Origin of the sequence: Nonomuraea sp. NPDC049695, assembly GCF_040674955.1 — a bacterium.
Lineage (GTDB): Bacteria > Actinomycetota > Actinomycetes > Streptosporangiales > Streptosporangiaceae > Nonomuraea > Nonomuraea helvata.
In genome coordinates, this window is sequence record NZ_JBFANV010000003.1 from 117,303 (window position 1) to 134,136 (window position 16,834).

17 protein-coding genes are annotated in these 16,834 nt (G+C 69.7%); 12 read left to right on the forward strand and 5 right to left on the reverse strand.

Going from position 1 to position 16,834, the window contains the following annotated elements:
- Positions 1 to 47: 47 nt before the first annotated feature.
- Genes AB0J64_RS04035 through AB0J64_RS04055 form a run of 5 tightly spaced genes read left to right on the forward strand, consistent with a single transcriptional unit; the run spans position 48 to position 7,051 of the window.
- On the forward strand, positions 48 to 3,539 hold the full coding sequence (locus AB0J64_RS04035; protein WP_364020235.1) for a nitrate reductase subunit alpha: 3,492 nt from the start codon (positions 48 to 50) through the stop codon (positions 3,537 to 3,539).
- Positions 3,539 to 5,155 (forward strand): nitrate reductase subunit beta, encoded by a 1,617-nt coding sequence (narH, locus tag AB0J64_RS04040; protein WP_364020238.1) that lies wholly within the window; start codon positions 3,539 to 3,541, stop codon positions 5,153 to 5,155. The genes AB0J64_RS04035 and narH overlap by 1 nt, the downstream gene beginning before the upstream one ends.
- Positions 5,152 to 5,706, forward strand: coding sequence for a nitrate reductase molybdenum cofactor assembly chaperone (narJ, locus tag AB0J64_RS04045; protein WP_364020241.1), 555 nt, complete (start codon positions 5,152 to 5,154; stop codon positions 5,704 to 5,706). The genes narH and narJ overlap by 4 nt, the downstream gene beginning before the upstream one ends.
- Positions 5,703 to 6,383, forward strand: a complete 681-nt coding sequence (gene narI / locus AB0J64_RS04050) for a respiratory nitrate reductase subunit gamma (RefSeq protein ID WP_364020244.1) — start codon at positions 5,703 to 5,705, stop codon at positions 6,381 to 6,383. The genes narJ and narI overlap by 4 nt, the downstream gene beginning before the upstream one ends.
- 47 nt (positions 6,384 to 6,430) lie before the next feature.
- Complete coding sequence (locus AB0J64_RS04055) at positions 6,431 to 7,051, forward strand: phosphotransferase (RefSeq protein ID WP_364020247.1); 621 nt, start codon at positions 6,431 to 6,433, stop codon at positions 7,049 to 7,051.
- 7 nt (positions 7,052 to 7,058) lie between these two features.
- On the opposite strand, the gene AB0J64_RS04060 is transcribed toward AB0J64_RS04055, so the two are convergent.
- On the reverse strand, positions 7,059 to 7,727 hold the full coding sequence (locus AB0J64_RS04060) for a phosphotransferase (RefSeq protein ID WP_364020250.1): 669 nt from the start codon (positions 7,725 to 7,727) through the stop codon (positions 7,059 to 7,061).
- A gap of 74 nt (positions 7,728 to 7,801) precedes the next feature.
- Here AB0J64_RS04060 and AB0J64_RS04065 point away from each other — a divergent pair, with 74 nt between their 5' ends.
- The 4 genes from AB0J64_RS04065 (at position 7,802) to AB0J64_RS04080 (ending at position 10,979) form a co-directional block, all read left to right on the forward strand.
- Positions 7,802 to 8,881 carry a serine hydrolase domain-containing protein gene (locus tag AB0J64_RS04065; protein WP_364020252.1) on the forward strand — a complete coding sequence of 360 codons (1,080 nt, stop codon included), beginning with the start codon at positions 7,802 to 7,804 and terminating at the stop codon, positions 8,879 to 8,881.
- Positions 8,882 to 8,968: 87 nt separating this feature from the next.
- A complete protein-coding gene (locus AB0J64_RS04070; protein WP_364020255.1) occupies positions 8,969 to 9,184 on the forward strand; it encodes a hypothetical protein in 216 nt (71 codons plus the stop codon).
- Between the two features lie 134 nt (positions 9,185 to 9,318).
- A complete protein-coding gene (locus AB0J64_RS04075) occupies positions 9,319 to 9,855 on the forward strand; it encodes a sigma-70 family RNA polymerase sigma factor (RefSeq protein ID WP_364020258.1) in 537 nt (178 codons plus the stop codon).
- Positions 9,852 to 10,979, forward strand: coding sequence for a CU044_5270 family protein (locus tag AB0J64_RS04080; RefSeq protein WP_364020261.1), 1,128 nt, complete (start codon positions 9,852 to 9,854; stop codon positions 10,977 to 10,979). The genes AB0J64_RS04075 and AB0J64_RS04080 overlap by 4 nt, the downstream gene beginning before the upstream one ends.
- On the opposite strand, the gene AB0J64_RS04085 is transcribed toward AB0J64_RS04080, so the two are convergent.
- From AB0J64_RS04085 to AB0J64_RS04095, 3 genes are read right to left on the reverse strand one after another with little or no spacing between them, the layout of a single operon-like run.
- A complete protein-coding gene (locus tag AB0J64_RS04085) occupies positions 10,976 to 11,383 on the reverse strand; it encodes a hypothetical protein (protein WP_364020264.1) in 408 nt (135 codons plus the stop codon). The genes AB0J64_RS04080 and AB0J64_RS04085 overlap by 4 nt on opposite strands.
- A complete protein-coding gene (locus AB0J64_RS04090; RefSeq protein ID WP_364020267.1) occupies positions 11,380 to 11,628 on the reverse strand; it encodes a hypothetical protein in 249 nt (82 codons plus the stop codon). Before AB0J64_RS04090 ends, AB0J64_RS04085 begins: the two co-directional genes overlap by 4 nt.
- Before the next feature lie 45 nt (positions 11,629 to 11,673).
- Positions 11,674 to 12,306: a TetR/AcrR family transcriptional regulator C-terminal domain-containing protein gene (locus AB0J64_RS04095; RefSeq protein ID WP_364020270.1), complete on the reverse strand. Its 633-nt coding sequence runs from the start codon at positions 12,304 to 12,306 to the stop codon at positions 11,674 to 11,676.
- Between the two features lie 80 nt (positions 12,307 to 12,386).
- Between AB0J64_RS04095 and AB0J64_RS04100 the strand changes: the two genes are divergently transcribed.
- A complete protein-coding gene (locus AB0J64_RS04100) occupies positions 12,387 to 13,814 on the forward strand; it encodes a DHA2 family efflux MFS transporter permease subunit (protein WP_364020273.1) in 1,428 nt (475 codons plus the stop codon).
- Positions 13,811 to 14,599, forward strand: a complete 789-nt coding sequence (locus AB0J64_RS04105; protein ID WP_364020276.1) for an SDR family NAD(P)-dependent oxidoreductase — start codon at positions 13,811 to 13,813, stop codon at positions 14,597 to 14,599. Before AB0J64_RS04100 ends, AB0J64_RS04105 begins: the two co-directional genes overlap by 4 nt.
- A gap of 1 nt (position 14,600) precedes the next feature.
- Here AB0J64_RS04105 and AB0J64_RS04110 read toward each other — a convergent pair whose 3' ends face one another.
- The gene (locus AB0J64_RS04110) at positions 14,601 to 15,755 is read right to left on the reverse strand and encodes an RtcB family protein (protein WP_364020279.1); all 1,155 of its coding nucleotides are present in this window, start codon (positions 15,753 to 15,755) and stop codon (positions 14,601 to 14,603) included.
- Between the two features lie 166 nt (positions 15,756 to 15,921).
- Here AB0J64_RS04110 and AB0J64_RS04115 point away from each other — a divergent pair, with 166 nt between their 5' ends.
- Positions 15,922 to 16,818, forward strand: coding sequence for a LysR family transcriptional regulator (locus AB0J64_RS04115; RefSeq protein WP_364020282.1), 897 nt, complete (start codon positions 15,922 to 15,924; stop codon positions 16,816 to 16,818).
- The last annotated feature ends 16 nt before the right edge of the window (positions 16,819 to 16,834 follow it).

Sequence of the window (16,834 nt, forward strand, 5' to 3'; positions counted from 1 at the left end):
ATACACCCTGTGTAACAGAGGGTCACTATCTGTGATGGAGTGGGGGTATGAGCGCGGAGGACCTCCTGCTGAAGACCGGCCGATTCCTGCGCAGGTCGGTCACCAGCACCGACCTGCGCACCCTCTATCTGAAGGGCGGCACGGAAGGCGACGCCTATTACCGCGACCGGTGGAGCCACGACAAGGTGGTCCGCTCGACGCACGGCGTGAACTGCACGGGCTCGTGCTCGTGGAAGGTCTACGTCAAGGACGGCATCATCACCTGGGAGACGCAGCAGACCGACTACCCGAGTGTGGGCCCCGACCGCCCCGAGTACGAGCCGCGCGGCTGCCCGCGCGGCGCGGCCTTCTCCTGGTACACCTACTCCCCGACCCGGATCCGCTACCCGTACGCCCGGCGCGTCCTCGTCGAGATGTACGCGGAAGCGAAGCGACGCCTGAACGGCGACCCGGTCGCCGCATGGGCAGAAGTCACGAAAAATCCGGAGAAACGGCGTAAGTACCAGACCGCCCGAGGCTGCGGTGGCCTCATCCGCATCACCTGGGACCAGGCGGTCGAGATGATCGCCGCCGCCCACGTCCACACCATCAAGACGTACGGCCCCGACCGGATCGCCGGCTTCTCCCCCGTCCCCGCCATGTCGATGGTCTCCCAGGCCATCGGCTCCAGGTTCCTGTCGCTGATCGGCGGCACCATGCTCTCCTACTACGACTGGTACGCCGACCTGCCCGTGGCCTCGCCCCAGGTCTTCGGCGACCGGACGGACGTGCCGGAGTCGGCCGACTGGTGGGACGCCGCGTACCTGATCATGTGGGGCGCGAACGTGCCCGTCACCCGCACCCCCGACGCCCACTGGATGGCCGAGGCCCGCTACCGGGGCCAGAAGGTCGTGGTGGTCTCCCCCGACTTCAACGACGCCGCCAAGTTCGCCGACGAGTTCCTCAGCGTGCGGCCGGGCACGGACGGCGCGCTGGCCATGGCCATGGGGCACGTGCTGCTGAAGGAGTTCTTCGTCGAGCGGGAGACGCCCGGCTTCACCGACTACGTCAAGCGCTTCACCGACCTGCCGTTCCTCGTCCGGCTGAAGGAGCACGCGGAGGCGTACGTGCCCGGCAGGTTCCTCACGGCCAGGGACCTGGGCTCGGAGCAGGAGGCGGCCGAGTGGAAGACCGTGCTCATGTCGCGGACCGGCGAGCCGGTCGTGCCGAACGGCTCGATCGGCTTCCGCTGGACCGAGTCCGGCGAGGGCCGCTGGAACCTCGGCCTGGACACCGACCCCAGGCTCACCCTGTACGGCGGCGAGACGGCCGAGGTCCTGCTGCCCCGCTTCGACGGCGGCCGTTCGGTACGCAGGGGCGTGCCGGTCGCCAGGGTCGGCGACCACCTGGTGACCACGGTGTTCGACCTGCTCCTGGCCCAGTACGGGGTGGCGCGCGACGGGCTCCCGGGTGACTGGCCGGACGGTTACGACGCCGACGAGCCGTACACGCCTGCCTGGCAGGAGAAGATCACCGGCGTGCCCGCGGAAAGGGCGGCGCGGATCGCCAGGGAGTTCGCGAGGACGGCCGAGTCCACCAAGGGCCGATGCATGATCATCCTTGGCGCGGGCACCACGCAGTGGTTCCACGGCGACACGATCTACCGGGCCTTCCTGTCACTGCTCCTGCTGACCGGCTGCCAGGGCCGCAACGGCGGCGGCTGGGCGCACTACGTGGGCCAGGAGAAATGCCGCCCCCAGAGCGGCTGGGCGCTGCTGGCGGGCGCCCTGGACTGGTCGCGGCCGCCGCGGCAGGTCCCCGGCACGCCGTACTGGTACCTGCACACCGACCAGTGGCGTTACGACCACTTCGACGCGGGCGAGCTGGCCTCGCCGCTCGCCACCGGCGAGTTCCGCGGCAAGCACACCGCCGACCTGGTCACCGAGGCCGTCAGGAACGGCTGGATGCCGATGTCCCCGGCCTTCGACCGCAACCCGCTGGACCTGGGCGACGCCGCCGACCCCATCGCCCACACCCTCGAGGAGCTCCGCTCCGGACGGCTCAGACACGCCGCGGAGGACCCGGACGACCCGCGCAACTGGCCCCGCGTGCTCACCCTGTGGCGCTCGAACCTCTTCGGCTCCTCCGCCAAGGGCAACGAGTATTTCCTCCATCACCTGCTGGGGACCACCTCCAACCTGAAGCACCCCGACGAGCGGGCCCCGAGCGGGAAGCTGGACCTCCTGGTCACGCTCGACTTCAGGATGACGTCCTCGACGATCTTCTCCGACATCGTGCTCCCGGCCGCCACCTGGTACGAGAAGCACGACCTGTCGAGCACGGATCTGCACCCGTTCGTGCACGCCTTCAACCCGGCGATCAGCCCGCCCTGGGAGACAAAGACCGATTTTTCGGCTTTTCACGCTATCGCTGGGGCCTTCAGCAGGCTCGCCAAGGAGCATCTCGGCGTCCGCAGGGACGTGGTGGCGACCGCGTACCAGCACGACACGCCGGGCGAGCTGGCGGGAGGCGGCGGGCCCGAGCTGACGGTGGTGGAGCGCGACTACGGCGCCGTCGCCGAGAAGCTGGCGGCGCTCGGCCCGCTCACGGAGCAGCTGGGGCTGCCGGTCAAGGGTGTCACGTTCCTGCCCGACGAGGAGGTTGCCTGGCTGGGCCTGCGCTGCGGCCTGGTGCCGTGGGGCGTCGCCAAGGGAAGGCCCGAGCTCGACACCGAGGCCAAGGCGTGCGAAGCGATACTCGCGCTCTCGGGCGTGAGCAACGGCAGGCTGGCCGCGCAGGGCTTCAGCCAGCTCTCCCGGCGTACGGGCACCGGCTTCGAGGACCTGATCGACGTACGGCACCGCATCGACTTCGCCGACGCGCAGGCCGGGCCCGTGCACGTGGCGGCCAGCCCGGAGTGGTCGGGCAAGGAGTCGCGTGACCGCCGCTACTCCCCTTTCACGATCAACGTGGAGAACGGCAAGCCCTGGCACACGCTCACCGGCCGCATGCACTTCTTCCTCGACCACGACTGGATGCACGAGTACGGCGAGTCGCTGCCGATCTACCGCCCACCGCTGGACCTGGCCGCGCTGTGCGGCGAGACCGGCACCCTGCGTTATGTCACCCCGCACAGCAAGTGGTCGCTCCACTCCGAGTACCAGGACAACCTGCTCATGCTGACTTTGTCGAGGGGCGGCCCCACGATCTGGATGTCGGTGGAGGACGCGGCCGAGCTGGGCGTGGCGGACAACGACTGGATCGAGGCGGTCAACCGCAACGGCGTGGTCGTGGCCAGGGCCGTCGTCTCGCACCGCATGCCGCGCGGCACGGTGTACATGCACCACGCGCAGGACCGCCTGATCGACGTGCCCAGATCGGAAGCGACCGGCCGGAGAGGCGGCATCCACAACGCCCTGACCAGGCTGCTCATCAAGCCCACGCACATGATCGGCGGGTACGCCCAGCTCTCGTACGGCTTCAACTACCTCGGCCCCGCCGGGAGCCAGCGCGACGAGATCACCACCATCCGGCGCCGATCGCAGGAGGTGGAGTACTGATGCGGATCATGGCCCAGGTCGCCATGGTGATGAACCTGGACAAGTGCATCGGCTGCCACACCTGCTCGGTCACCTGCAAACAGACCTGGACCAACCGCCCAGGGGTCGAGTACGTCTGGTTCAACAACGTCGAGACCCGCCCGGGACAGGGCTACCCCAGGCGCTACGAGGACCAGGAGCGCTGGCGCGGCGGCTGGGTGCGCGGCAGGAACGGCCGACTCAAGCTCAGAGCGGGCGGCCGCGTCCACAAGCTGCTCACCATCTTCACCAACCCCCTCATGCCCTCCATCCAGGACTACTACGAGCCCTGGACCTACGACTACGAGCACCTCACCGACGCCCCGCTGTCCGGCGACGTACCCGTGGCGCCGCCCAGGTCCCTGATCAGCGGCGAGCCGATGAAGATCCGCTGGAGCGCGAACTGGGACGACAACCTCGGCGGCGACCCGTCGCCCGACCCCGTCCTGGCCAAGGTGTCGGATCAGGTCAGGCTGGCCTTCGAGCAGGCGTTCATGTTCTACCTGCCGCGCATCTGCGAGCACTGCCTCAACCCGTCGTGCGTGGCCTCCTGCCCGTCGGGCGCCCTGTACAAGCGCGTCGAGGACGGCATCGTGCTGGTGGACCAGGACCGCTGCCGGGGCTGGCGCATGTGCGTGACGGGCTGTCCGTACAAGAAGATCTACTTCAACCACAAGACCGGCAAAGCGGAGAAGTGCCATTTCTGCTATCCGCGGGTGGAGGTCGGGCTCCCGACGGTCTGCTCGGAGACCTGCGTCGGCCGCCTGCGCTACCTCGGGGTGCTGCTGTACGACGCCGACCGCGTGAGCGCGGCGGCCTCGGTCGCCGACGAGCGCGACCTGTACGAGGCCCAGCTGGACCTGTTCGTCGACCCGCACGACCCGGTGGTGACCGAGGCCGGGCTGCCCGCCGACTGGGTGGAGGCCGCGCGCAGATCACCCGTGTACGACCTGATCAAGAAGTACCGGATCGCGCTCCCTCTGCACCCGGAGTACCGCACGCTGCCGATGGTCTGGTACGTCCCCCCGCTCTCCCCCGTCGTGGACGCGCTGGCCGGCGGAGGCCACGACGGCGAGGACGCGGGCAACCTGTTCGCCGCCATCGAGTCGCTCCGCATCCCGGTCGGCTACCTGGCGGAGCTCTTCTCGGCCGGCGACCCGGCGCCCGTGACCGCCGCGCTGCGCCGCCTGGCCGCGATGCGGTCGTACATGCGCGCGGTCAACCTCGGCGAGCCGCCGGTCCTCCCGGACGCGGGCCTGTCGGAAGACGAGGTGCGCGACATGTACCGGCTGCTGGCGCTGGCCAGGTACGAGGAGCGGTACGTGATCCCGACCGCCTACGGCAACATCCCTCCGGGCATCGTGGAGGAGGGCGCATGCCCTCTCGACTACGACGCCGGACGCGGCGCCCAGAGCCCGTTCGGGGAGGCGTCGGGCAGACCGGTCCCGGTCTCGATCGAGAGCTTCCACGGCCTGAAGGAGCGCCAGACCAGCGACGAGATCACCCATGACCGGGTGAACCTGCTCAACTGGGACGGCCGCGGCACCCCCGCCGGCCTGTTCCCGCCCAAGAGGGGTCCCAAGAGAGGAAGCTCATGAACAGGGCCGTGATCTGGCAAGCCGCCGCGCATCTCCTCGCCTACCCCGACGAGCGCTTCTGGCGTCGCCTCCCGCTGATCAGGGAGGCGGCCGAGCCGCATTTCGGGGCGTTCCTGTCGCGGGTCTCCGAGCTCGGCCCCGGCGAGCTGGCCGCGCACTACGTGGAGACGTTCGACCTGCACCGGCGCTGCTGTCTCTATCTGACCTACTACACCGACGGCGACACCCGCCGCCGCGGCCGCTCGCTGGCCGCGCTGAAACAGCGCTACCGCGCGGCCGGGTGGGAGCTCATGGACGACGAGCTGCCCGACTTCCTGCCGGTGATGCTGGAGTTCGCCGCGCATGATCCCTCCGGCGCCGCGCTGATCAAGGAGCACAGGCCGGGGCTGGAGCTGCTGCTCACCGCCCTGACCGACCGCGACTCGCCGTACGCGTACGTGATCGGCGCGGTCTGCGCGACCCTCCCGCCGATCACCGCCGCCGAACGGCTCCAGGCCACGCGCCTGGCGCAGGACGGCCCGCCCGCCGAGACCGTAGGAGGCTACCTGTGACATGGGGGGAGAGCATGATCTGGATGGTCGCCCCGTACGTCACTTTGGTGATCTTCGTGGGCGGGCTGATCTGGCGTTACCGGTACGACAGGTTCGGCTGGACCACCCGCTCGTCCCAGCTCTACGAGAGCGCGCTGCTGCGCCTGGCGAGCCCGCTGTTCCACTACGCCCTGCTCGTCGTGATCGTCGGCCACGTCGCCGGGCTGCTGATCCCGATGAGCTGGACGGACGCGATCGGCGTCGCCAACGACGCGTACCACACGAACGCGCTCATCTGGGGCGGCCTCTCGGGCCTGGCCACGCTGGCGGGCATGGTCCTGCTGATCCACCGCCGCCGCACCAACGGGCCGGTGTTCATGGCGACCACGGCCAACGACAAGACGATGTACGCGGTGCTGGCCGGGTCGATCGTGACGGGCCTGGCGACGACGGTCGCGGGGTTCGTGCCGAGCGAGGTGAGCTACCGCACCACGGTCGCGCCCTGGTTCCGCGGCGTCTTCATCCTCCAGCCGGACGCCATGTCGATGGGGCAGGCCGACATTCTTTACAAGGTGCACACCGTCATCGGGATGGCGCTGGTCGTTCTCTTCCCGTTCAGCCGCCTGGTGCATGCGTTTTCCGCCCCTTTGGGGTACTTGTTCCGTCCTTACATCGTGTATCGGAGTCGCGTTCGATAGCGTGCCGGGCGTCTGGGAGCGGCTCGGGTACGCCAGAATCGACCCTTGTGAAGCACGGGTACACCAACAGCACATTCGGCGACGGCGCCCTGGTCGTGAAGTGCTACCAGGGCCCGGAGGCGGCGTTCCGGCTCGGCACGGAGAGCAGATACCTGCGCCGCCTGCGTGGCCGCATCCCCGTGCCCCGCGTGCACAAGGTCACCGAGACGAGCCTGACCACCCGCTTCGTCTCCGGCGTCCACGGCCAGGACCTCCTCGACGAGGGCCACGCCGCGGAGGTGCTCACCGAGTGCGGCCGGATCCTGTCCGAGCTCCATCGGCTGGGCATCGTGCATGGTGACTTCGGCCCGCAGAACATGCTGTTCGACCCGGCCACGTTCCGGACGACCGCCATACTCGACTGGGAATGGGCCCACCCCGGGCGCCCGGTCGAGGACCTGGCGTGGTGCGAGTGGATCATCCGCAGCCACCACCCGGAGCACGTCCCGCTGCTCACCCACTTCTTCGCCGCCTACGACGGCCCCGTTCCCGAGTGGGCCGAGCGCCATGAGGCGATGGTGACGCGCTGCCGTGACCTGCTCGACTTCTGCGTCCGCTGGGAGCCCGGCGGTGGCGGCGAGAAGCTCTGGCGCGAACGCATCGACGCCACGACCGCCTGGGCCGAATAGGCGCCCGTCAGGCGCGGGCGCGGATCAGCCGCACGGCGTCGTCGAGGAGCGAGAGCTCCCGCCGGGTGAGCGTCGCATTCGCGCCTCTCCTCACCCTGGCCTGCTCGAGCCCGTCATCGAAGTCCATGGCGCCGCCGAGCCCGGCGAGCAGGGCGACGAGGGCCGCCCGCGCCGGGCCGGCGAACTCGCTCTCCTCGTCCACCGCCACCTGCGCGATGATCAACGCCGACATGGCGCAGTCCGTCCCCGGCGGTCCCTCCTGGCTGTTGCACCAGTCGACCACCACGGGCCCTCGGGGCGTCAGCATGACGTTGTCGGGGTGCAGATCGAGATGGAGCACCCGATCAGCGGGATCCCCGGACACCCGGGCCGGGATCTCGTGCAACCGCAGCAGCAGCCGCGCGAGAACCGCGCCCACCTCCTCGGGCGCGATCTCCCTGTCGATGAGGGCCCGCAACATGGTCGGTCCGGTCAACCGCGCCATCACCAGGTCGGTGGCCCGAGCCGCGCCTGGATAGACCTCGGGCACCGGGAAGCCGTGCGCTGCCACGTACGCGATGACCGCCGCCTCCCGCCGCGCGTCGATGTCCATCCGGTAGCGCCGTAACACCCGGTCGCCGTCGATGGCGTACACGTCCGCGGTCCGCCCGGACCCCAGCAGCTCACCGATCTCCATGGCCGCAACCTATCGATGAACGCTGGTACAAAAGCCGTGGCTCGCCTGCGGTGACCCGGGTTACGTTCCCGTTCATGGCCGACGTTCATGGCATGTGCGAGGACCGCTTCGGTGAGGTGCGCGACCTGCTCGCCGCCTCACTCGACAAAGACGACGTGGGCGCCTCGGTGGCGGTCCACGTCGACGGCGAGCCGGTGGTGGACATCTGGGGCGGGTACGCCGACGCGGCCCGCACCGTCCCCTGGGAGCGCGACACCATCACCAATGTCTGGTCCACCACCAAGACGATGACAGCGCTGTGCGCGCTGATCCTCGCTGACCGGGGCGAACTCGACCTGGACGCGCCGGTCGCCGCCTACTGGCCGGAGTTCGCCGCCGCGGGCAAGGAGCACGTGCGGATCCGGCACGTGCTCTCCCACACCGCCGGCCTGCCCACCTGGGACGAACCTATGGCGGTCGAGGACCTCTACGACTGGCACGGGGCCACGTCGCGACTGGCCGCGCAGGCTCCGCGCTGGGAGCCCGGCACGGAGGCCGGGTATCACGCGATCACTCAGGGATTCCTGGTCGGGGAGGTCGTCCGCCGCGTCACCGGTCGCAGTCTGGGCGCCTTCTTCGCCGAGGAGGTGGCCGGGCCGCTGGGCGCCGACTTCCACATCGGCCTCACCGCCGAGCACGATCACCGGGTCGCCCCCAACATCCCGCCCCCGAGTCCCTCCGACTCGTCCGGCAATCCCCCGGTGGAGCCCGCGGACGCGAACACCGCCGCCTGGCGGCGTGCCGAGATCCCGGCCGCGAACGGCCACGGCAACGCCCGCTCGGTCGGCCTCGTCCAGTCCGTGCTCGCCTGCGGCGGAACGCTGCGCGGCGTGCGACTGCTGTCGGAGGCCGGCTGTGAGCGTGCCGTGGAGGAGCAGTACCAGGGGTTCGACCCCGTTCTGGGCGCGCGGATGCGGTACGGCATGGGCTACGGGCTGGTCGGCGGGGCACGTACGTGCTCCTGGGGCGGGCGCGGCGGCTCCATGGTGCTGATCGACCTCGATGCCCGCATGACGGTGGCGTACGTGATGAACCAGATGCTCGAGCAGGGCCGGCTCGGGGACGACCGCGGCCTGGGGTTCGTACTGGCCGCCTACGAGGGGCTGGCTGCCTGATTGTTCTGTATCTGGTTTATAGCCCTTTTGTAGCGCCGGTCGTGATCGTTGATCACGTAAGCCCCCCGCAGAAGGGAAGAAACACGCATGCGCGTTCGTGCAGGCATCGTCGCAGCAGGTATCGCAGCGCTGGCCGCCTTCGGCATCGCCGCGCCGGCCCAGGCCGCGTCGTGGACCTACATCGGCGAGTACACCAGTTACAGCAAGTGCGTCGACATGGGTCAGTCGTACAAGCGTGAGGGCTGGAACGAATACAAGTGCTCGTTGAACGGCACCGGCTGGTACTACCTCTGGGTCAGGTAGCCCGGACTGTACGAACGGCGCCTCCTGAGCCAGGGGGCGCCGTTCGGCATTTCACCAGCCGAGGTGTAACAACGGGAGGGTTCGGACCACTTCGTGGTGTCAGAAGAACGCATCCCGAACGAAGGGGCTGGGCGGTGACGGATGATGCGCACCGGTTCACCGGCATGTACGACGAATGCCGGCAACGTGTGTGGGCCTATGTGGTCAGCCGCGCGGGGCGGCAGGTGGCCGACGAGGTGGTGAGCGAGACGTTCGCGATCGCCTGGCGGCGGCTGGACGACGTGCCCGAGCCGGCGCTGCCGTGGTTGCTGGGCGTCGCGAGAAACGTGCTGCGCGACAACGTACGCGCCGAGGTACGCCGGGAGGCGATCGCGGCCGAGCTGCGTGCCTGGACCGAGGGGGACGTCGCCGATCAGGTGACCGAGCGGCTGGGCGTGCTGCGTGCGCTGGCCACCCTGGCCGAGGACGACCGGGAGCTCCTCGTCCTGGTCGCCTGGCACGGGCTGTCGCCGAAGGAGGGCGCGCGGGTCGTCGGCTGCTCGTCGGCGGCGTTCCGCGTACGGCTGCATCGGGCCCGCAAACGGCTCAAACAGGCCATGGAAGCCACAGATGCCGGCGCCCGGCGCGAACCCCTGCCCCACGTGCGGAACCTCAGCGAGGAGTGGTCATGAACCCCATCGAAGAACTCAAGGCCGCCAGGCCAGCCCACCTCGATGACCGGCCCGTCGACCCGCGCACCAGAGCCGCCGAGCTCTCCCGCGCCATGGCGGCCCCGAGGCCGGTGCGCCGCAGGCGCCGGGCCGTCCGGCCCGCGTGGGGGCTGGGCCTGGCAGGGGCCGCGGCGGCCGTGACAGCGGCGGCCGTGGTCGTCTCCATGAACGGCACGGCGCCGGCGCCACGTCCGCCCGTCGGCAGCCCCGCGAGCGTGCCGAGCACTCAGAAGGTGACGCTGTCGGCTCGCGACGTGCTGCTGGCCGCCGCCGGGAAGGCGGACCGGCAACCGGAGGGCAAGGGGGAATACTGGCACACCGTGTCGGTGCAACGGACCCTTTTCACCGCTGCCAAGGGCGATTACCGAGTCCTGGACAAGCGGCGGGACGAGGGTTGGACGCCCAGCGCCACCGGCGCCGGCCAGGAGCAGTGGGGTCGCATGCAGTCCCTCGGGGCGCGCCCGGCCACCGAGAAGGACCGCCAGGCGTGGGAGCGGGCCGGGTCCCCCACCGCGATCGAGGTCACGGTCCCCGGGAAGCGCCGGCCCATGGTCCTGAAGACGTCGCCGAGACGGGCCATGACCGGTCACAGTCCCTTGCCGGACGGCGACGAGGTGTTCTGGCTGGGCCGCAACGTCACCATGAAGGACCTGCGCGAGTTGCCCAGCGACCCGGACACGCTCAAGAAGCGACTACTGGCCTGGAAGGGTCAGGACACCGACGTGCCGAAGTCGGGCGACGCGTGGCTGTTCGTGGTCAGCATGGGGTTGATCATGGATATGCCGGTGACCTCCGAGGTGCGCGGGGCAGCGTTCCGGATGCTGGCCGAGCTCGACGACGTGAAGGTCGTCGAGAACGTCACGGACGCGGAGGGACGCCCGGGCACGGCTGTGACGATCAACGAGCGCACCCAGGGCGGCGGCGTCACGGAGAATCGGCTGATCTTCGACGAGGCGACCGGGCGCGCGCTGGCGAACGAGAACGTCGTGGTCAAACCGGGCGGCCTCCAGGCCGGCTTCGAGCCGGGCACGGTCTGGAACTCCACCGCGCTGATCGAGGCGGGCTGGACCGACGCCAAGCCCTAGGAGACCTGGCGGGACTCGTCGTTGGCGTTGGTGCGGATCTGCTGGATGCGCTGCTTGGTCAGGCCGAGCAGCTCGCCGATGTCACCGTCCGACAGCCCGAGCTCGTGCATGTGCTTGACGCGTTTCTTCAGCGTACGCGTGTAGTCCTCGGCGATCGCGGCGGCCTGGCGCTGGAGGGCGGCGAAGTCGTCCAGGTCCTGCTCGGACAGACCGGGCAGCGCGTAGTGGTAGACCGGCGTGGGCGGCTGCGGGCGGTCGGCGAAGAGGAACGGCAGCCCCTCGGCGACGTCCCCGTGCAGCTCCTTCAACGTGCGGGCGGACATGCCGCCGGCCACGCCGTCCACCTGGGCCAGCCAGAGACTGCCCGCCAGCGTGATGTGAACGTCAACGCGGTCCGCGGTCATGGATCCTCCAGCCAGTCGTCGCCGAACAACGGCGCGAGCCCCCGTTCGAGGGAGTCCACCAGGTGCGGCGTCTCCCCAGGGTAGAGCGGGACGACCGCGCGGGCCGCGACGCGGCCCTCGGCGTCCCACAGCAGGAGGAATCGCTGGCGTTTCGTCGTTTCCGCCCAGTCGCAGCGTAAGCCATGGGTGTGGGAGAGCCTGATGATCCGATCGCGGATGGCCGCGTAGTCGTCTCGTTCCACCACACGCGGCAGACTATATCCCTTGCCTACCATCGACAAGGGGTCTTGTCAACATGATTGGTCCGTGCTCCAGGCTTTCATGAAGGTATCCACGGCGGCGCCGGCCACGTCCTGCAGCTCACCGGCCGGGATCGTACGGGTGCCCATCTGGGAACGGGCCTCCAGCGGGCCGATGAGCAGCGCCATGAACTGCTCGGCCGCCACGTCCGGATCGTCGGCCCGCAGCCGCCCCGCGAGCGCGAGCCGGGCCAGGCGGTCGGCCAGGGCCTGGTTGAGGCGGTGGGGACCGCTCTCCTTGACGATGTCGAGCACGTCGGGAAAGCGGAGGGCCTCCGAGTAGAGCAGGCGGCGCAGCGCGCACGAGCGCTCGTCGGTGTGGAGGCGGAGCAGCTCTCCGGCGACGCTCACCAGCGTGGCACGCAGGTCGCCCCCGGGGTCGGCCAGCGGCTCCAGGGCCGCCCGGCGCTCGTTCAACGCGGTCTGCGCGGCGGCCTCCATGGCGTTCCTGAACAGGGTGGCCTTGTCCGTCATGTGGTTGTACACCGTCGGCTTGGCCACGCCGGCCTCGTCCGCGATGTCCTGCACGCAGGCCTGCGCGTAGCCCAGGCGCGCGAACACGGCGAACGCGCCCTCCAAGATCGCCTGTCGCTTGTCGATGCGTCCCCGTGAGGTGGTGGCCATGCCTCCAGATTGTACTCGCCGGTTCAACTTCATGGACGTAAGAGTTGCATGCGAACGCATGAGGTAACTACGTTGAACCCATGAGTTCAAATGATGACGATCGTCTGGACCCGCGGCTGCTGGGTGTCATCGGCGTGATCCTGCTCGGCGGGCTGCTGGGCATCCTCAACAGCACGATGGCCGCCGTCGCCGTCGACACCCTGGCCGGGGCGTTCGACACCTCGCTCAGCACCATCGGCTGGACGTCCACCGGGTTCCTCCTGGCCGTGACCGCCACCATCCCCTTCACCACCTGGGCCGTCGACCGGTTCGGCGGCAAGCGGCTGTGGCTCGTGGGGCTGGGGCTGTTCCTCGCGGGCGCGCTCGGGGCCGGGCTCGCCTGGAACGTCGGCGCCCTGATCGTGTTCCGGGTGCTGCAGGGGTTCGGGGCTGGGCTGCTGGACCCCCTCGTGCTGATCCTGCTGGCCCGCGCCGCCGGGCCGCGCCACGCCGGACGGGTGATGGGGCTGATGGGAGTCGTCCTGTCGCTGGGGCCGGTGCTCGGGCCGATCACGGGCGGCGCGGTGCTCTCCGGCCTCTCGTGGCGGTGGATGTTCCTGCTCAGCGTGCCCGTCGGCCTCGTGGCGCTGCTGCTGGCCCTGCGCGCGATCCCCGCCGACTCCGCAGGCGAGGGCCGGACCTCTGCGCGGCTGGACGTCATGGGGCTGGCGCTGCTCGGGCCGGGGTTCGCGGCCGTCGTCCTCGCGCTGTCGCAGACGGCTGAGCAGGGCGCGTTCACCGCCTGGCAGGCGCTGCTCCCGCTGGGCGTGGGCGCGGCGCTGCTGCTCGCCTACGCCGCACGCGCCCTGCGAAAGGGGCGGGGCGGCCCGCCCCTGATCGACCTGCGGCTGTTCACCAGCCGGGGCTTCAGCGCGAGCGTCACGATCATGGGGCTCGGCGGGCTCGCCCTCTTCGCCGCCCTGTTCGCCCTGCCCCTGTACTACCAGCAGGCCCACGGACACGGCGTGCTCGCCGCCGGGTTGCTGATGGCGCCGATCGGGCTCGGCGGGGCGGTCGCCATGCCCCTGGCCGGGCGGCTGTCGGACCGCATCGGCGCCCGCGGGCTGGCCGCCGGCGGCGCGATCGGGGCCGGGCTCAGCGCGCTGGCCTTCACCGGGATCGGCACGGACACGCCGGAGATCTGGCCGGCGCTGGCGGCGTTCACGATCGGGCTGGGCAGCGGCTGCTTCAGCGCGCCCACGATGGGCGCCCTGTACCGCGCGCTGCCGCCGTCCATGGTGGCGCAGGGCAGCTCCGTGCTCTACATGCTCAACCAGCTCGGCGCGGCGCTCGGCGTCGCCGTCGTCACGCTCATCCTGCAGACCGCCGGAGACGTGATCACCGGGTTCCACGGCATCTTCTGGCTCGTCGTGGCCATGATCGTGATCATCCTGGCCGCCGTACCGCTGCTGCCGGGCAGCCCCCGTACTGATGCCGTACCGGAAGAAGAACTGGCGAGGACCTCATGAAGACACTGGTGATCAGCGGCGGCACGGACGGCATGGGGCGGGCGCTCGCCCGCACCTACCTCGAACGCGGCGACGCCGTGGCCGTCATCGGGCGCGACAAGTCCAAGGCCGTCCCCGGGGCGGCGTTCATCCCCGCTGACCTGAGCCTGATCAGCGAGAACCGGCGGGTGATCGAGGAGATCAACGCCAGGTTCCCGGCCGTGGACGCGCTCGTGCTGTGCGCGCGCTTCTTCCGTACGCACCGGTTCGTGACGGCCGAGGGGGTGGAGGGCACATTCGCCCTCGACTACCTGAGCCGTTTCCTCCTCAGTTACGGCCTCACCGCACCTCGCCTCATCGTGAACGTGTCAGGCCCGGGACAGCCGACCGAGCTCGTCCGCTGGGACGACCTCATGCTCGAGCGCGGGTACGACGGCATGGCCGCGCAGTTCCAGGCCGGAAAGGCGAACGACCTGCTGGGCGTGGCCTTCGCCGCGCGGCACGGCGACCGTACCCGATATGTCCTCATGCACCCCGGCGGCGTGTCGACGAGCGTGGCCGGCGAGTACGACCAGACGACCGCCGCGCACGTGGCGCAACTCAAGAGGCACGGGCTGCCGGTCGAGGAAGGCATCAAGCCGATCGTCGCCCTGATCGACGACCCACCCGCCGAGCCGCTCAGCGCCTTCATGCGCGAACGCCGGATCAGCGTGGACCGCCCGGCGTTCGCCCCTGCCGCCGCGGAACGACTCCACTCCCGCACGCTGGAGCTGATCGACTCCAGCGTCAGGTCTTCGGCGCGGTGAGCTACCCCTTGTAGTTGAAGATCTGGCGCAGCGTGTGCTGGACCTCGACCAGATCCTCCTGGTCCGCCATCACCTGGTCGATGGGCTTGTACGCCTCCGGGTGCTCATCGACCAGCGCGGCCGCCCGGTTCGCGTTCCAGGTGCGGCCGCCCATCGCCTGGGTCAGGGAGGCCACGGACAGTTCCTTCTTCGCCTTGGTACGCGACATGCGGCGTCCCGCACCGTGAGCGCAGGAGTTGTACGACTCGGGGTTGCCGCGGCCGCGCACGATGTACGACTGGGCGCCCATCGAGCCGGGGATCACGCCCTCGTCACCGGTGTCGGCCTTGATGGCACCCTTGCGGGTGATCCACAGGGTCTTCCCGTAGTGGCTCTCCTGCTGGGTGAAGTTGTGATGGCAGTTGATCGTACGCACCCGCTGCCCCTTGCCGACGACCCGGAACAGGGCGTTGATCAGGACCTTGTCCATCCGGGCACGCGAAGCCATGGCGTAGTGCTGCGCCCACAGCATGTCCTCGATGTACGCGGTGAACTCCGGCGTGCTCTGCACGAGGTACGCCAGGTCCGGGTCCTCCAGACCGATGGCCTGGACCTTCATCAGCTTCTTCGCGCCCGTGATGTGCATCTGGGCGAGCTGGTTGCCGATGCCGCGCGAGCCCGAGTGGAGCACGGTCCAGACGTGGTCCCGCTCGTCGAGGCAGACCTCGACGAAGTGGTTGCCGGACCCGAGGGTGCCGAACTGGTCGGCCACCTTCTTCGCCTGCTTGAGGGTGAGGTCGGTGTGCGGGAGCCCGAGATCGGTGAGCGCGCGGTCCACGGACGGGTCGTCGTGCCCCTTCCCGACGCCGGCGGGGATGCGCCGCTCCACCATCGGCATCAGGGCGGCGAGGGTCTCGGGCAGGTCAGCGGCCGTGAGCGAGGTCTCCGTGGCCACCATGCCGCAACCGATGTCCACGCCGACGGCGGCGGGGATGATCGCGTTCTCGGTGGGGATCACGGAGCCGACCGTCGCACCGATGCCGACGTGCGCGTCGGGCATGAGAGCGACGTGACCGGAGACGAATGGCAGGCGGGCGGTGCGAGCGGCCTGCATGATCGCGCCTTCGTCGATCTCGCTGGCCCACGACAGCAGGTTCGGTGCGGGCTGGTTCGGCATGGGATGAATCTCCTCACTGGTTCTTGATCAGTGTGGCGTGACCAGGTAAGGAAATCCCACTTATTTTATCGAACAGGGAGTTTCCCCAGGAGACGTTCCGGCTCTCCCCGAGACCTAGAATCGGCGTGGACCAAGGCCTGCCCCGTGGGTCACGTGAGGAAGGGTCATGGAGCTTCGCGACATCGAGATCTTCCTGACACTGGCCGACGAGCTGCACTTCGGCCGCACCGCCGAGCGGCTGCGCCTGACCCCCGCTCGGGTCACTCAGGCCGTCAAGAAGCAGGAACGCCAGATCGGCGCCCTGCTGTTCGAGCGGAGCAGCCGCAGGGTACGGCTGACACCGGTCGGCGAGCAGCTGCGCAAGGATCTCTGGCCGCTGTACGCCGGGCTCAAGGAGAGCATGCAGCGCGCCAAGATGGCCGCTCAGGGCAAGACCGCCCGGCTCCGGATCGGCCTGATCCCGGCCAACGTCCACGACCTGCGCCCCTACTGGGCGGCTTTCCGCACCCATCACCCGTACTGTGAGCTGCAGCTGGGCTACATCCCTTACGTCGATCCCTTCCGTGCGCTGCGGCGCGGCGAGATCGACATCCTGGTCACCTGGCTGCCCGTGGAGGAACCCGACCTCACCGTCGGCCCGCTCCTGTTCCAGGACCGCCGGCTGCTGGCCGTGGCCGCCGACCACGAGCTGGCCGGGCGATCGTCGATCTCCGTCGAGGCTGTCGCCCACTTCCAGCATTCAGGACACCCGACGTCCCTTCCGGACTACTGGGTGGACAGCTTCGTCCCCTTTCACACCCCGGGCGGCCACCTGCTCGAACGCGGCCCGTCCGCGACGAACAACGACGAGGTCTTCCTGCTCGTCAGCACCGGCCAGATCGTCAACCTCATGGCCGCTCACATGCCCCGTTACTTCTCCCGTCCCGACATCGCCTGGGTGCCCGTCACCGACATGCCGCCTCTGACGTTCGCCCCGGTGTGGCGCCCCGAGACGGAGAACGACCTCATCCGCGCCTTCGCCCGAGTCGTCACCGACCTCGGCCCCCTGCCTCCCCACCTCTGACGGGACGGGATGGGGC

Coding starts and splice junctions, on each gene's coding strand:
- AB0J64_RS04080 (WP_364020261.1), top strand. CDS start 9,852: ATGAACCCCATCGAAGAACTCAAGGCCGCCAGGCCAGCCCACCTCGAT.
- AB0J64_RS04095 (WP_364020270.1), bottom strand. CDS start 12,306: ATGGCCACCACCTCACGGGGACGCATCGACAAGCGACAGGCGATCTTG.
- narH (WP_364020238.1), top strand. CDS start 3,539: ATGCGGATCATGGCCCAGGTCGCCATGGTGATGAACCTGGACAAGTGC.
- AB0J64_RS04100 (WP_364020273.1), top strand. CDS start 12,387: ATGAGTTCAAATGATGACGATCGTCTGGACCCGCGGCTGCTGGGTGTC.
- AB0J64_RS04085 (WP_364020264.1), bottom strand. CDS start 11,383: ATGACCGCGGACCGCGTTGACGTTCACATCACGCTGGCGGGCAGTCTC.
- AB0J64_RS04060 (WP_364020250.1), bottom strand. CDS start 7,727: ATGGAGATCGGTGAGCTGCTGGGGTCCGGGCGGACCGCGGACGTGTAC.
- AB0J64_RS04110 (WP_364020279.1), bottom strand. CDS start 15,755: ATGCCGAACCAGCCCGCACCGAACCTGCTGTCGTGGGCCAGCGAGATC.
- AB0J64_RS04105 (WP_364020276.1), top strand. CDS start 13,811: ATGAAGACACTGGTGATCAGCGGCGGCACGGACGGCATGGGGCGGGCG.
- AB0J64_RS04035 (WP_364020235.1), top strand. CDS start 48: ATGAGCGCGGAGGACCTCCTGCTGAAGACCGGCCGATTCCTGCGCAGG.
- narJ (WP_364020241.1), top strand. CDS start 5,152: ATGAACAGGGCCGTGATCTGGCAAGCCGCCGCGCATCTCCTCGCCTAC.
- AB0J64_RS04115 (WP_364020282.1), top strand. CDS start 15,922: ATGGAGCTTCGCGACATCGAGATCTTCCTGACACTGGCCGACGAGCTG.
- AB0J64_RS04070 (WP_364020255.1), top strand. CDS start 8,969: ATGCGCGTTCGTGCAGGCATCGTCGCAGCAGGTATCGCAGCGCTGGCC.
- AB0J64_RS04065 (WP_364020252.1), top strand. CDS start 7,802: ATGGCCGACGTTCATGGCATGTGCGAGGACCGCTTCGGTGAGGTGCGC.